Here is a 14,014-nt window from a genome sequence, read left to right as displayed (position 1 = left end):
TGCTGCCCGCCGCGCGACGCAGGCGGGGGATGGAGGCGTCCGGGGTGTGTCCGAGGCGGCCTCGGGGCCGCCTCCGCTCCCGCTGACCGTACGCTCGCGGCTCTCCGTCACGGGGACGGGGCACGGGCGCGGACCGGTTCATCGGGGTCTCGAAGACCGCCGTCCACGGTAGTCGCGGAGCCCCGGACCGGCAAATGTCCGACTATTCGACGAGAGGGGTCAGCAGCCGTGCGCATCCGCGTCGTCGGCGAGGAATCCCAGGTCAGGGCCCCTTACGCTTCGTTGCTCGATCGTTACCCGACTCTCCCGGGGAAACCGACCGGCGGTCCGGATCAGGCCGTCGTGTCCCCCGACGGACCGGACGGAGCAGCGGCTCCCACTCCGCTCACCGGCTCGCCCTGCCACGACTCGAGCACCCACTCCGAGCCGCCGCCCACGAGCACGACGACGCCGGTGTTGTCGAGCAGGTGATCGGCGATGAAGCGCGCGTCGAGGTCCTTCGAGCGCAGCCCCGCCCAGCAGCGGATCGCCGCCCCGTGGCTGACCAGCGCGACCGTGCCGTGCCCCGACGACTCCGCCTCCGCGACGACGGAGTCGTACCGCGCCGCGAACTCCTCGCCCGTCTCACCCCCGGCGAGCCTCAGCCCGGTCTCGCCGCCGGCCCAGCGGAACACGGTGCCCATGTACTCCTCGACCGCGGCCTCGTCGCCGCGCATCTCGAGACCGGCCGCCGCGATCTCGCGGATCCCGTCGCGCTCGATCGGCTCGAGCCCCAGGGCCGCCGCGAGCGGCGCCGCCGTCTCGTGGGTCCGGCGCATCGTCGAGACGTAGAGCGCGCCGATGCCCTCACCGGCGAGCGTCTCGGGCAGCAGCTCCGCCTGGGTGCGTCCGAGCTCGGTCAGCCCGGGTCCGGGGATGCGGGTGTCGAGGAGCCCGGCGACGTTCGAGGGCGTCTGGCCGTGGCGGATGAGGAGCAGGCGCATCCGTCCACGGTACCCGCCGCGCATCGAGGGAACCCCGGCCTCGGCCCAGGGCCACGGCTCCCGCCCCGCGCGCACCCCCTGTGCCAGAATGACCGGGACCGAAGGGACGCGCCTGTGCCGACACGATCAGGACGCAGCTCCGGAGTGACCCTGCACGACGTCGCGCGAGAGGCCGGCGTCTCGCTCGCCACCGCCTCGCGATCGCTGAACGGCAGTCAGCGCAAGGTCGCCGAGGAGTACCGGGTCCGCGTGCTCGCGGCCGCCCAGCGCCTCGGCTACTCCCCCAACCTCTCGGCCCAGGCCGTCGCCAAGGGCTCGACCAGCACGGTCGCCCTGATCGTCAGCGACATCGCCGACCCCTACTTCTCGACCATCGCCGCGGGCGTCGCCGGAGCGGCGGAGCAGCTCGGCCTCGTCGTCACAATGGCCGTCACCGGCCGCGACTCCGCCCGCGAGCTCGCCATCGTGCGGGCCCTGCGCGGCGCGCGGCCGCGAGTGATGATCCTCGCGGGCAGCCGCTTCGCCGGCGAGGACGAGCGCGACGCGCTCATCGCCGAGCTCACCTCGTTCGAGGCCGCCGGCGGCCGCGTCGTGCTTATCAGCCAGGGCGGACTGCCGTTCCCGACCGTCGTGCTCGACAACCGCGCGGGTGCGCGAGCGCTGGCCGAGGCCCTCGTCGAGCAGGGCTACCGGCGCTTCGGAGTCGTGTCCGGCAGCCCCGCGATCCTCACGTCGCACGATCGCGTGCAGGGCTTCCGCGAAGGGCTCGAGGCGCACGGCATCGCCCTCGACGACGCGCTCGTGGTCGAGGCGCCCTTCTCGCGCGACGGCGGATTCGACGGCGCCACGAGACTCCTCGCCGAGCACCGCGACGAGATCGACCTCGTCTTCGCCGTGAGCGACGTGATGGCGATGGGAGTCTCCTCCGCCCTGCGCGCGGCCGGGATCGAGCCCGGCGCCGACCTCGGCGTCGCGGGCTTCGACGACATCCCCACGGTGCGCGACGTGCACCCCGCGCTCACCACCGTGGCCGTGCCGCTGCGCGAGCTCGGCGAGCGCTCCCTCGCCGTCGCGCTCGGCGACGACGACGCTCCCGCCGAGCCCGTCGCGACCTCGGTGGTCCTGCGCGCGAGCACTCCGGGGCCCCGAGCGACGTAAGGTGTGCTCACACGCGCCCGCGGACGGGCGGGTCCCGCGCTGACGCGGGCTCGGACGGTCCCTGCGACAGGGCGCCGCCGATCACAGAGAGCCACGGTGCCCCGATGCCGGAAGACAAGCCCGCGCCCCGGGCTCCCAGCATCTACGACGTCGCGCGCGCCGCCGGAGTCTCGCACCAGACCGTCTCGCGCGTCCTGAACGACCACCCGAGCCTGCGCGCCGAGACCAAGCGCCGCGTCCTCGCCGTGATGGCCGACCTCGACTACCGTCCCAACCTCGCCGCCCGCGCGCTGGTCACCAGCCGCACGCGCACCGTCGGCGTGCTGTCCTCGCAGAGCCTCCAGTACGGCCCGGCGTCGAGCATCCAGGCGATCGAGGTCGCCGCGCGCGATGCCGGCTACCTCGTCGTCACCGCCAACGTCGACGGCACCGACGGCGAGTCGATCCAGGCCGGGATCCGCCACCTGCTGAACCAGGCGGTCGAGGGTCTCGTGGTCATCGCGCCGCAGATCCGCGTGTTCGACATCCTCTCGGGGGCCGCGCTGCGGATCCCGCACGTGACCCTGCAGACCTCGGACGACTCCCGCGACGACGCGCTGTACGTCGACCAGATGGCGGGGGCGCGCCTGGCCACCGCGCACCTGATCGACCTCGGGCACACCGAGATCGTGCACCTGGCCGGCCCGCAGGACTGGATCGAGGCGGAGGCGCGGATGCGCGGCTTCCTGGCCGAGCTCGACGACCGCGACATCGCGATGCGACCGCCGCTCCTGGGCGACTGGAGCGCCGAGCGCGGCCACCGCGTGGGCCTGGAGCTCGCGCGGTTCCTCGACTTCACGGCCGTCTTCGCCGCGAACGACCAGATGGCGCTGGGCCTGCTGAGCGCCTTCCACGAGCGCGGGATCCGGGTGCCCGAGGACGTCAGCGTGATCGGCTACGACGACATCCCCGAGGCCGCGTTCTACTGGCCGCCGCTGACGAGCGTCCGCCAGGACTTCGCCGAGCTCGGCCGCCGCTGCATGGCGACGCTGCTCAGCCTGATCGAGGGCGAGCGGCCGGAGCCGGCGCCGCCGATCGAGCCGCAGCTCGTCGTCCGCGGGTCCACCGCAGTGCCCCGCACCCTGCGCCCGACAGGCGTCGCGGAGCGTCCGTCACCGCGCGCCGTTACCGAGTCGCAACTTTCCCGGTGGCACGAAAGCGATCCACGGGTCTAGCATCACTCCATGTGATCGCTCACATGAGCGCTCACATCCCCGCCCCGCAACCGGGAGCGGCCCCTCCCACTGCATTCAATGACGAAGGAATCACAGTGACCACTATGAAGCGCTCCCTCCTCGCCGGCCTCGCCGGCGGAGCGATGATCCTCTCCCTCGCAGCCTGCTCCAGCGGCGGCGACTCGGGCAGCGGCGACGGCGGCGGCGAAGGCGGACTGGTCGGCGTCGCGATGCCGACGAAGTCCTCCGAGCGCTGGATCGCCGACGGCGACAACGTCAAGTCGCAGCTCGAGGAGGCCGGCTACGAGGTCGACCTGCAGTACGCCGAGGACGACATCCCCACCCAGGTCTCGCAGCTCGAGAACATGATCACCAAGGGCGCCAAGGCCCTGATCATCGCCTCGATCGACGGCACCACCCTCACGAGCGTGCTCGAGGAGGCGGCCGCGAACGACATCCCGGTCATCGCCTACGACCGCCTCATCCGCGACTCGGCCAACGTCGACTACTACGCGACCTTCGACAACTACAAGGTCGGCGTGCAGCAGGCCACCTCGCTCCTCGCGGGCCTGGGCCTGACCGACCTGACCGGAGCCCCCGCCGCCGACGCGCCGGCCGGCCCGTTCAACATCGAGCTGTTCGCCGGAAGCCCCGACGACAACAACGCCACGTTCTTCTTCAACGGCGCGATGGACACCCTCAAGCCCTTCATGGACGACGGAACCCTCGTCGTCAAGAGCGACGAGACCGAGTTCACCACCGTCGCCACGCTGCGCTGGGACCCCGAGGTCGCCCAGAGCCGCATGGAGGACATCCTGACCAAGTCGTACTCCGACGGATCCCAGGTCCAGGGCGTCCTCTCGCCCTACGACGGCCTCAGCCGCGGCATCATCTCGGCCCTGACCGACGCCGGCTACACCGTCGGAACCGACTTCCCGATCATCACCGGCCAGGACGCCGAGCTCGACTCGGTCAAGGCGATCATCTCGGGCGAGCAGTACGCGACCATCTACAAGGACACCCGCGAGCTCGCGGCCGAGGCCGTCACCATGGCGCAGGCCGTCCTCGAGGGCACCGAGCCCGAGGTCAACGACACCGAGACCTACGACAACGGCGAGAAGGTCGTCCCGTCGTACCTCCTCGAGCCCGTCATCGTGACCAAGGACGACATCGAGTCGGTCCTGGTCGACGGCGGCTACTACACCGACGCCGAAATCAACGGTTAAGCGCGAACCTCGGTGGGGTGATCTGCGGCGTTGTCGTCTGGCGCGATGGTTCCACCATCGCTTCCTCCTCCGCCTTGCAGCTCACCCCACCGAGAACCGCGACCGCCCTCCAGGAGGAGGAGCTCCGCGACAGCCCTCCCGAGGAGGAGCCGCCGCGGATGCCCTCCTGAGGAGGAGCTGTTGCGTCACTCCTCTTAACAAAGAGGAGCGGAAGCGAGCGAGGCCTCCCCGAGGGGCCGTGACCGGATCGGCGCCCGAGAGGGTGCGGGTCGCGAGTCGGTACTGAACGATCCGAGCCGGGTCCCCGAGAGGGGGCCCGGCTCCCTGAAGGAGTGAGGCGTAGTGAGCACCAACATTCTCGAGATGCGCGGGATCACCAAGACGTTCCCGGGTGTCAAAGCGCTGCAGGACGTGACTCTGAACGCCGCGCGCGGCGAGGTGCACGCGATCTGCGGCGAGAACGGCGCCGGCAAGTCGACGCTGATGAAGGTCCTGTCCGGGGTCTACCCGCACGGCACCTACGAGGGCGACATCGTCTTCGAGGGCGACGTGATGCAGTTCGGCAGCATCCGCGACTCGGAAGCCAAGGGCATCGTCATCATCCACCAGGAGCTGGCCCTCAGCCCCTACCTCTCGATCGCCGAGAACATCTTCCTCGGCAACGAGGTCCGCGGATTCGCGGGGCTGATCGACTGGAACAAGACCAATCAGGAGGCGGCCGCGCTGCTCGCCCGGGTGGGTCTGAAGGAGAACCCCACGACGAAGATCCAGGAGATCGGAGTCGGCAAGCAGCAGCTCGTCGAGATCGCCAAGGCGCTCTCCAAGCGGGTCAAGCTGCTCATCCTCGACGAGCCCACCGCGGCGCTCAACGACGAGGACTCGGACCACCTGCTCGACCTGATCCTGCACCTGAAGGAGCAGGGCATCACGTCGCTGATCATCAGCCACAAGCTGAACGAGATCAAGAAGATCGCGGACACCGTGACGGTCATCCGCGACGGCAAGACGATCGAGACGATCGCTCACGACGACGTGACCGAGGACCGGATCATCAAGGACATGGTCGGCCGCGACCTCGACCACCGCTACCCGGACCACACCCCGCACATCGGCGAGGAGATCCTCCGCGTCGTGGACTGGACGGCCCACCACCCGCAGGACCCGACTCGCGTCATGGTCGACAAGGTGAACCTCACGGTGCACCGCGGCGAGATCGTCGGCATCGCCGGCCTCATGGGCGCGGGTCGCACCGAGTTCGCGATGAGCCTCTTCGGCCGCTCCTACGGCAGCCGCATCTCGGGCCAGGTCTTCAAGGCCGGCAAGGAGATCAAGATGCGCAACGTGTCGGAGGCGATCGCCCACGGGCTCGCCTACGCCACGGAGGACCGCAAGCACTACGGCCTCAACCTCATCGACGACATCAAGCGGAACATCTCGCTCGCCTCGCTCGAGAAGGTGTCGAAGGGCGGACTCGTCGACGACAACCGCGAGTTCGAGGTCGCGAACGAGTACCGCGGCAGCATGAACATCAAGTCGCCGACCGTGCTCGCCAAGACCGGCAAGCTCTCGGGCGGCAACCAGCAGAAGGTCGTCCTGTCGAAGTGGATCTACTCCGACCCCGACGTCCTGATCCTCGACGAGCCCACCCGCGGCATCGACGTGGGAGCGAAGTACGAGATCTACACCATCATCAACAAGCTCGCGGCGGCGGGTAAGGGGATCATCGTCATCTCCTCCGAGCTCCCCGAGCTGCTCGGCATCTGCGACCGCGTGTACGCGCTGTCGGAGGGCCGGATCACGGGCGAGCTGCCCATCGCCGAGGCGACCCCCGAGGCGGTCCTCACCCTCATGACCCAGGAGAAGCAACGATGACCGATCTGCAGAACACCCCGCCCACGGCGGCGGGCGCGCAGGTGAACCCCACCGAGAACGCGTTCACGAAGCGCCTCAGCCACGTGCTGGGCGACCTCGGCAAGAACGGCATCTTCATCGCCCTCATCGTGGTGGTGCTGCTGTTCCAGATCATGACCGAGGGGATCCTGCTGCGCCCGCAGAACATCTCCAATCTGATCGTCCAGAACGGCTACATCCTGATCCTCGCCATCGGCATGGTGATGGTCATCGTGGCCGGGCACATCGACCTCTCGGTCGGCTCGGTCGCCGCGTTCGTCGGAGCCGTCTCGGGTGTCTTCGCGGTCACCATGGGTCTCCCGTGGTGGCTGTCGATCATCCTGTCGCTCGGCATCGGCGCCCTCGTCGGCGCCTGGCAGGGCTTCTGGATCGCCTACGTCGGCATACCCGCGTTCATCGTGACGTTGGCGGGCATGCTGATCTTCCGCGGCCTCGCGCTCGTCGTCCTCGGCAACGCGAACATCGGCTCCTTCCCGATCGAGTACCGCGCGCTGGGCAACGGCTTCCTCACCGACCTGTTCGGCGAGACCGCGCTCGACCCGCTGTCGCTCGGAGTCGGCGCGCTGGCGATCATCGCGTTCACCGTGCAGTCGCTGCGCACCCGCCGCGGCCGCCAGAAGTACAACCAGAGCGTCGAGCCGGGCGTCTGGTTCGTCACCAAGCTCGTCCTCGTCGCGCTCGTCATCGGCGCCTTCGCCTTCGCGCTCTCCACCTTCAAGGGCATCCCGGTGACCCTGATCGTGCTGGCCGTGCTCGTGCTGGTCTACGGCGTCGTGATGAACCGCTCGGTCTTCGGCCGCCACGTCTACGCGATCGGCGGCAACCTGCACGCCGCTGAGCTCTCGGGTATCAAGACCCGCAACGTGACCTTCTGGCTGTTCGTCAACATGGGCGTCCTCGCCGCGCTGGCCGGACTCGTCTTCACCGCCCGCCTGAACCTCGCCGGCCCCAAGGCCGGAGACGGCTTCGAGCTCGAGGCCATCTCGGCCGCCTTCATCGGCGGCGCGGCGGTCCAGGGCGGCGTCGGCACCATCGGCGGCGCGATCCTCGGTGGACTCATCATCGGCGTCCTGAACAACGGCATGTCGATCATGGGCATCGGCATCGAGTGGCAGCAGGCGGTCAAGGGCCTCGTGCTCCTGCTCGCGGTCGCCTTCGACGTCTACAACAAGCGCCGCGCAGGCGGACGCTGATCGGAGTCCCGTGCCCGACTGGTCGCGGTTCCTCCCGCTGAGCGCTCGGCCCGACGTCGACGAGTCGGGGGTCAGCAACGACTGGCGCCCGCTCGTCGCCGATCGACTCGATCGCCTCGCGGTACTGGCCGCCTCCCCCTCCTTCCTGGAGGAGGAGGCGGCCGGTGCCGTCTCCGCCCCCTCCACCCCTCCTCCCTCCGCCGCCGCCGTTCTCGGCGAGCTCGTGGTGCGGCTCTCGAGCAGCACCGGCCAGCGCCTCGCCACCCGCGTCGGCGCCCGGGAGGCGGGCTCCCCTCCCCCGGCCGAGGAGATCCCCGGCGCTCTCACGGCGCTCGCCTCGGCCCGGCGCTCCGGCTCCGGGTCCAGAGGCGTGGCCGACCTGGTCGACGTCGTCCGGGTCGAGCTGAGCCTCGTCACCGGAGTCGACCTGCCGCCCCGCGTCTCGGGTGCGATCGCGATGGAGCGGATGCAGCGCGCGCCGCTCCCGATCCGCGCCGCGCTCCGCGGCCGCTCCCTCGTCGCGACGGACGCCGGCTGGGAGCTGGGCCTGGGCCCGGCCGTCCGGGCGCCGGCCGAGGTGCTGCTGCGCTTCCTCCTCGGGCTCGGGCCGTTCCCGGACGCACCGCCCGCCGACGCGTAGGGCGGAGCCGTCCGCCCCCGCCGCGAGCTGCCCCGTACGATCTGCAGGCCTCCGCACGATCTGCAGGCCCGCGCACGATCTGCAGGGGAATGTGCGATCTGCAGGGGATGTGCACCCGGCTCGACGTCAGCAGGCGGAGGAATCCGTTTGCCGGCCCGGATCCCCTGCGAATCGTGCACCGACCGCTCCGAGCCCGCACACCGCCGACCTCCGGCCCGGAGACCAGGACGTCGGACCGCGCCCGTAGCATCGGGGCATGAACCGCTCGCTGCCGAGAAGCTCACCGTCCGCCCGCGGAGTGGACGCCGCCGGCGTCCTCGCCCTCGTCGACTCCCTCGAGGAGGCGCCCGGCATCGAGCTGCACGGGCTCGTGCTGGTGCGCGGCGGGAGCGTCGTCGCCGAGGGCTGGTGGGCGCCCTACTCGGCCGAGCGGCTGCACCTGCTCTACTCCTACTCCAAGAGCTTCACGGCGACGGCGGTCGGCCTCGCCGTCGCCGAGGGGCTCGTCGATCTCGACGCCGCCGTGCTCTCCTACTTCCCCGAGCTCGACGCCGAGGTGACGGACGAGCGCTCGCGCGCGATCCGCGTCCGGCACGTGCTCGCGATGGCGAGCGGGCACCGCGAGGAGACGATCGACCGCGCGCGGGCGATCGATCCGGTCGACATGGTCCGCGGCTTCCTCCTCGTGCCGCCCGACGAGGAGCCGGGCGCGCTCTTCGCCTACAACCAGCCGTGCACCTTCGCGGCCGCCGCGATCGTGCAGCGGGTGAGCGGGGAGTCGCTGGTTGACTACCTCCGGCCGCGGCTGCTCGATCCGCTGGGGATCGGCGAGGTCGCGTGGCTGCGCGACGCCTCCGGTCGCGAGATCGGCTACAGCGGACTGCACGCCACGACAGAGGCCGCGGCGGCGCTCGCGCTGCTGTACCAGCAGGAGGGCCGCTGGGATTCGGAGCAGCTGCTGAGCGCGGAGTGGGTCGCGGAGGCGTCGACCGCCCACGTCCCCACGCCGACCGGGACCGGCGCCGACTGGTCCGGCGGCTACGGCTTCCAGTTCTGGCGCTCGCAGCACGGCTACCGGGCCGACGGCGCTTACGGGCAGTTCGGCCTCGTGCTGCCCGAGCACAACGCGGTGCTCGCGATCACCGGCCAGACGACCGACACCGAGGGTCTGCTCGCGCGGGTCTGGGAGCACCTGCTGCCGGCGCTCCTGCCGGAGGGCGCCGTCGCCCCGACCGGGGCGGAGGAGACGCTCGCGACGCGCCTCGGCTCCCTCGGCCTCCCTCCGCTCGCCCCTGCTGCCGTCGATGTGGCGCCCGGCCGCTACCGGCCGTCGCACTCGGACGTCCTCTCGCTGACCGGCCTCGAGCTCTCGGTCGAGGCCGCGGGCTGGACGCTCGCGCTGATCGAGGGCGAGGACCGGCTGCTCGTCGCGCCGGGATCCGGGGAGTGGACGACGACGGACGTCCTGGCCGCGAGCGCCGGCCGCGGCCCCGCCGGCGAGCTGCTCGTCGACGTGCTGTTCCTCGAGACGCCGCATCGACTGCACCTCGCGCTCGACGCCGCCGCCGCGACGTTCACCGCGCGCTGGGCGACGGAGCCGCTGCACGCCGGCCCGCTGCGCGAGCTGCGCGCCCCACGCTGACACAGGGAGGGGCCACCACCCCCCTCGTGCATGTCGACGTCGCCCTGTACGGTGGATCGCAGGAATGTTGACGTGAACACTCGCGCAGTCCCCGTGCAAAGGAGCACAGAATGACGACTCGATTCAGACCGTTCGGATGGGCGGTGACGGCTCTCGTCGTCACGGGCCTCCTGGGAGCAGGAGCGCCCGCCCTCGCGGCGCCGCTCGCGAGCGCGGTGGTGACCGATCCCGCCGACGGAGTGCCGCGCGCGGATCCCCCGCCCGTGTACGACTCCTTCCCCGCGATCCAGGATCCGGGCCGGAGTGCGGGCGGATACTTCCAGCCGAGCTGGTACGACACCGACGGGCGCCACATCCAGGCGCACGGCGGGCAGATCGTCACGGTGCAGGAGGACGGCGCCGACGTGCACTACTGGTACGGCGAGGACCGCACGAAGGGCTACTACAACAGCCCCGGAGTCGCCGTGTACCGCTCGACCGACGGGATGAACTGGGAGAACCGCGGCACGGCGCTGCGCAGCGTCCAGACCCCCGAGGAGCTCGAGCAGCCCTACTTCGACGCCCTCTACGACACCGTCGACGACGCCGGAGTGCCGCGCGCCGACCGGATCGCCGAGATCGACTACCACCTCGACACGAATCAGACCTCGCCCAACACCGCGATCTTCGAGCGCCCGAAGGTGCTCTACAACGAGAAGAACGACCAGTGGGTGATGTGGTGGCACTCCGACGGCCGCATCACGCCGGGCGGCAGCACGTATGCGCGGTCGTTCGCCGCGGTCGCGGTCTCGGACAGCCCGACCGGTCCGTTCACGATGACCGGCGCCTACCGCCTCTACAACCGCACCGACTACAAGGCGTGCATCTCGGCGGCCGTGCCGGGCCAGGCCCGCGACATGACCGTCTTCCAGGACGAGGACGGCACCGCGTACATCTCCTACTCCTCCGAGGAGAACCGGAGCCTCTACATCGCCAAGCTCGACGCCGACTACACGAACGTCGAGCGCACGACGACCACGGACACCCTGGACGCGAACCAGTACTCGGCCGACGGGCGGTACCCGTACGTCTTCGCCGACGGGACCCCCGGCGCTCCGGTGCGCGGGACCGACTTCCAGATCGTGAAGGAGTGCGGCGTCCTGGAGGCGCCCGCGATCTTCGCCGAGGGCGGGAAGTACTACACGCTCGCCTCGGGCGCGACCGGATGGGCGCCGAACCCGCAGACCTACTACACGGCCGACAGCGTGCTCGGACCGTGGATCCGCGGCGTCCAGGCCGGCGACCCCTACGAGAACGTGGCGTACAACCAGATCCCCGAGGGCGGCGACGGACTCCTCTCGGTCGGCGACGGCCGCAAGACGACCTTCGGCTCGCAGTCGACGAACGTCCTGACCCTCGGCGCCGGCAGGCACGTCTACATGGGCGACCGGTGGAACGACGGCGCGGCCGACTCGAACTACGTCTGGCTGCCGATGACCATCGGCGAGAACGGGCGCCTCGAGATGCGCAATCCCGCCGTCGAGGACCCGGCGCGCTGGGCCGACGGCTGGAACGCGTCGTACTGGGACGACAAGGGCGTCGGAGCCGGCCTCTGGTCGGTCGTCGACGACCGCCTCCCCGACACCGTCACCCGCGCGGCCGACATCGGCGCGAAGCTGCCCGCGACCGTCTCGGTCCGCTCCCCCGGCGGCACGCGCGACGTGGCCGTCGAGTGGGAGCCGACCGGTCCGAACGTCCTGGGCACGCTCAGCGTCACGGGAGTGCTGGCCGGCGACGCCGAGTACTCGGACGGACGCCGCTTCACCCGCACCATCGAGGTCGCCGAGCCCGGGATCGCGAACCTCGCACGCCTGGCGACGGTGACGACGACGAGCCGCTCGGACCTCGCTCCGAAGCTCGTCGACGGCGACCTGAAGGGCAAGGGCTGGGACGACTGGACCTCCACCGGGTACCCGCGCGACAGCCGCCTGACCTTCACCTGGGGCTCGCCGCAGGACCTCGACTCGCTCACCGTGCACACCTTTAAGGACGGAGCCGCGAGCTGGCCCTCGAGGATCGAGGTCGAGTACCAGGTCGACGGCGCCTGGCGCACGTCGACCGTCGCGGCGACCCTGACCCAGGTCGCGACCGACGCGGCGCCGACCGTGGCGCTGGATCTCTCCTCCCTCCCCGACACCGCGGCCGTGCGCCTGCACCTCACCAGTGCGGCGAACACCTGGCAGTCGATCTCGGAGGTCGAGATCTGGGGCGAGGCGCCTCCGGTCAACCTGTGCCGGATCGCCGGCTCGAGCGTGAGCGCGTCCTTCAGCCAGACGGAGTGGGCGACCCTGCCCGCGGCGAACGCGTGCGACGGGAACGCGGCGACCACCTGGTCGACGTGGTCGAGCGCGCCGCTGCGGAGCAGCGCGGACTTCACGCTGACCACCGCGGCGTCCCACCGCGTCGACCGGGTGACGTTCACCAACATCGAGGGCACGATCGCGTCGGCGAGCGTGGCGTACCGCGGCACCGACGGCGTGTGGCGCCCGACCACCGCGCAGACCGCTCCGGTCGCGGCGAACGGCGCGGCCACCACGCTGACGTTCGGCGCCGTCACGGCGACGGGACTGCGGATCACCTTCGCGACTCCGGACTCGTTCGTGAAGATCACCGAGATCGTGGTGCCGGAGGCCGCCGCCCCGGCGGTCGTCGCCCCCGTCAGCGTCACGAGCCGCTGCATCGCCAAGAAGGCCGTCCTGACGGTCACCACGGCGAACGGCTCGGCGATGCCGATCGACGTGACCGTGCGCTCGGCCTACGGGCAGAAGGCGTTCGCGCAGGTCGCTCCCGGAGCGAACGCGACCCACGCGTTCACGACGCGCCTGGCCACCGCACCGGCGGGCCAGGTGACCGTGACCGCGGTCGGCGGCGGGGAGACGCTCGAGCAGACCGTCGCCTACCCGGCGCGGAGCTGCTGACCCGGAGCGCTGAAGGGAGCCCCGGTCGGGTGGACATCGTCCCCCGACCGGGGCTCCTCCGCGTGACGGCGCGAGTCGGCGTGCACCGGAAGAGGGGTCTCGGAGCGGACGGCGGCACTGGTACGAAGGACTCGCCGCTCGCAGTGCCGCTCGGCAGAACCAGGATCCACGCGTGACCCGCTCCGCCCGCACGGCCGCCCTCGCCGCCGCCGCCCCGACCGCCGGCCTCGTGCTGGCGCTCCTCTTCGCCACCGCCGCAGCCGCCCCCGAGGCCGTGCCGCAGACTCCCGAGACGGCGGTCGCGGAGCCGTCCGCGACTCCGACCGCGACTCCGACGACGACGCCGAGCCCCGTGGACTCGATCAGGAGCCCGCGCTCAGGCGCCACCGATGCCGTCGGTGGCGTCGCGGAGGAGCGCCCCGAGGGCACCGACCTCGACGGGACCCCGGAGCCGCAGGTGTGCGCGCCGGTTCCGCCCGCCGCACCGGCTCCCGCGCCCTCGATCGCACCGAGCGTGCCGGAGGAGCAGTCGACGGACGGTGTCGACGTCGGCGTCTCGATCGATCCCCCGGTCGACGGCGGTGCTCTGACCATGACCGTCGCGGGCGACGCGGCCGCGCTGACCGAGTCCGGGTCCACCGCCACGGCCCGCCGCTTCCTCGGCGTCCTGCCGACCGTCACGGTGCGCGACACCCGCGATCCGGACGCGGTGCCGGAGGGCGCGGACTGGTCCGTGCTCGGCACCGCCGCCGACCTCACGGGCGACGACGGGCAGCCGGCGCTCGGAGTCGAGCACCTGGGCTGGGCGCCCCGGCTGCTCGAGGGCGAGGGTCCCGTTGTCGCGGGACCGGCCGTCCGGACCGTGCTGGACGGCGGCACGGAGGGACCGCGCCCCGGGCTCGTCTCGGCCGAGCTGCTCGCCCTGGCCGACGGGGCGGCGGCCCGGCCCGGACGGTGGACCGCGGACGCCGAGCTGGTGCTGCGCACCGCGCCGTCCGTCCGCGCGGGCGGCTACGCCTCCGTCGTCACCCTCTCGCTCTTCGAGTGAGCGCGGCTCGCGGCCGCCCGTGATCGAGTCGTAGGCTGATCC

10 protein-coding genes are annotated in these 14,014 nt (G+C 71.5%); 9 read left to right on the top strand and 1 reads right to left on the bottom strand.

Annotated elements, in window-relative coordinates:
* Nucleotides 1-332: 332 nt before the first annotated feature.
* On the bottom strand, nucleotides 333-983 hold the full coding sequence (locus tag ASF48_RS11240) for a histidine phosphatase family protein (protein ID WP_055791171.1): 651 nt from the start codon (nucleotides 981-983) through the stop codon (nucleotides 333-335).
* Nucleotides 984-1,097: 114 nt separating this feature from the next.
* On the opposite strand from ASF48_RS11240, the gene ASF48_RS11235 reads away from it, so the two are divergent.
* The 9 genes from ASF48_RS11235 to ASF48_RS11195 all read left to right on the top strand — a co-directional run bounded on the left by ASF48_RS11235 (nucleotide 1,098) and on the right by ASF48_RS11195 (nucleotide 13,972).
* The gene (locus tag ASF48_RS11235) at nucleotides 1,098-2,141 is read left to right on the top strand and encodes a LacI family DNA-binding transcriptional regulator (RefSeq protein WP_055791168.1); all 1,044 of its coding nucleotides are present in this window, start codon (nucleotides 1,098-1,100) and stop codon (nucleotides 2,139-2,141) included.
* 104 nt (nucleotides 2,142-2,245) lie between these two features.
* Nucleotides 2,246-3,355, top strand: a complete 1,110-nt coding sequence (locus ASF48_RS11230; RefSeq protein WP_082481295.1) for a LacI family DNA-binding transcriptional regulator — start codon at nucleotides 2,246-2,248, stop codon at nucleotides 3,353-3,355.
* Between the two features lie 104 nt (nucleotides 3,356-3,459).
* On the top strand, nucleotides 3,460-4,581 hold the full coding sequence (chvE, locus tag ASF48_RS11225) for a multiple monosaccharide ABC transporter substrate-binding protein (RefSeq protein ID WP_055791166.1): 1,122 nt from the start codon (nucleotides 3,460-3,462) through the stop codon (nucleotides 4,579-4,581).
* A gap of 342 nt (nucleotides 4,582-4,923) precedes the next feature.
* Nucleotides 4,924-6,453, top strand: a complete 1,530-nt coding sequence (gene mmsA, locus ASF48_RS11220; protein WP_055791163.1) for a multiple monosaccharide ABC transporter ATP-binding protein — start codon at nucleotides 4,924-4,926, stop codon at nucleotides 6,451-6,453.
* Nucleotides 6,450-7,685 carry a multiple monosaccharide ABC transporter permease gene (gene mmsB / locus ASF48_RS11215; protein ID WP_055791160.1) on the top strand — a complete coding sequence of 412 codons (1,236 nt, stop codon included), beginning with the start codon at nucleotides 6,450-6,452 and terminating at the stop codon, nucleotides 7,683-7,685. Before mmsA ends, mmsB begins: the two co-directional genes overlap by 4 nt.
* 10 nt (nucleotides 7,686-7,695) lie before the next feature.
* Nucleotides 7,696-8,325 (top strand): hypothetical protein, encoded by a 630-nt coding sequence (locus tag ASF48_RS19445; protein ID WP_055791156.1) that lies wholly within the window; start codon nucleotides 7,696-7,698, stop codon nucleotides 8,323-8,325.
* Nucleotides 8,326-8,581: 256 nt separating this feature from the next.
* The gene (locus tag ASF48_RS11205; RefSeq protein WP_055791154.1) at nucleotides 8,582-9,967 is read left to right on the top strand and encodes a serine hydrolase domain-containing protein; all 1,386 of its coding nucleotides are present in this window, start codon (nucleotides 8,582-8,584) and stop codon (nucleotides 9,965-9,967) included.
* A gap of 110 nt (nucleotides 9,968-10,077) precedes the next feature.
* A complete protein-coding gene (locus ASF48_RS11200; RefSeq protein ID WP_055791151.1) occupies nucleotides 10,078-12,924 on the top strand; it encodes a discoidin domain-containing protein in 2,847 nt (948 codons plus the stop codon).
* 172 nt (nucleotides 12,925-13,096) lie between these two features.
* Nucleotides 13,097-13,972, top strand: coding sequence for a hypothetical protein (locus tag ASF48_RS11195; protein ID WP_055791149.1), 876 nt, complete (start codon nucleotides 13,097-13,099; stop codon nucleotides 13,970-13,972).
* Nucleotides 13,973-14,014 lie beyond the last annotated feature (42 nt).

Origin of the sequence: Rathayibacter sp. Leaf299 (assembly GCF_001423055.1) — a bacterium.
Taxonomy (GTDB): Bacteria; Actinomycetota; Actinomycetes; order Actinomycetales; family Microbacteriaceae; genus Rathayibacter; species Rathayibacter caricis.
The sequence above is the reverse complement of the archived record's forward strand: the minus strand, read 5'-3'. Positions and strand labels throughout refer to the sequence as shown.

Coding starts and splice junctions, on each gene's coding strand:
- ASF48_RS11240 (WP_055791171.1), bottom strand. CDS start 983: ATGCGCCTGCTCCTCATCCGCCACGGCCAGACGCCCTCGAACGTCGCC.
- mmsB (WP_055791160.1), top strand. CDS start 6,450: ATGACCGATCTGCAGAACACCCCGCCCACGGCGGCGGGCGCGCAGGTG.
- ASF48_RS11205 (WP_055791154.1), top strand. CDS start 8,582: ATGAACCGCTCGCTGCCGAGAAGCTCACCGTCCGCCCGCGGAGTGGAC.
- chvE (WP_055791166.1), top strand. CDS start 3,460: ATGAAGCGCTCCCTCCTCGCCGGCCTCGCCGGCGGAGCGATGATCCTC.
- ASF48_RS11230 (WP_082481295.1), top strand. CDS start 2,246: ATGCCGGAAGACAAGCCCGCGCCCCGGGCTCCCAGCATCTACGACGTC.
- ASF48_RS11200 (WP_055791151.1), top strand. CDS start 10,078: ATGACGACTCGATTCAGACCGTTCGGATGGGCGGTGACGGCTCTCGTC.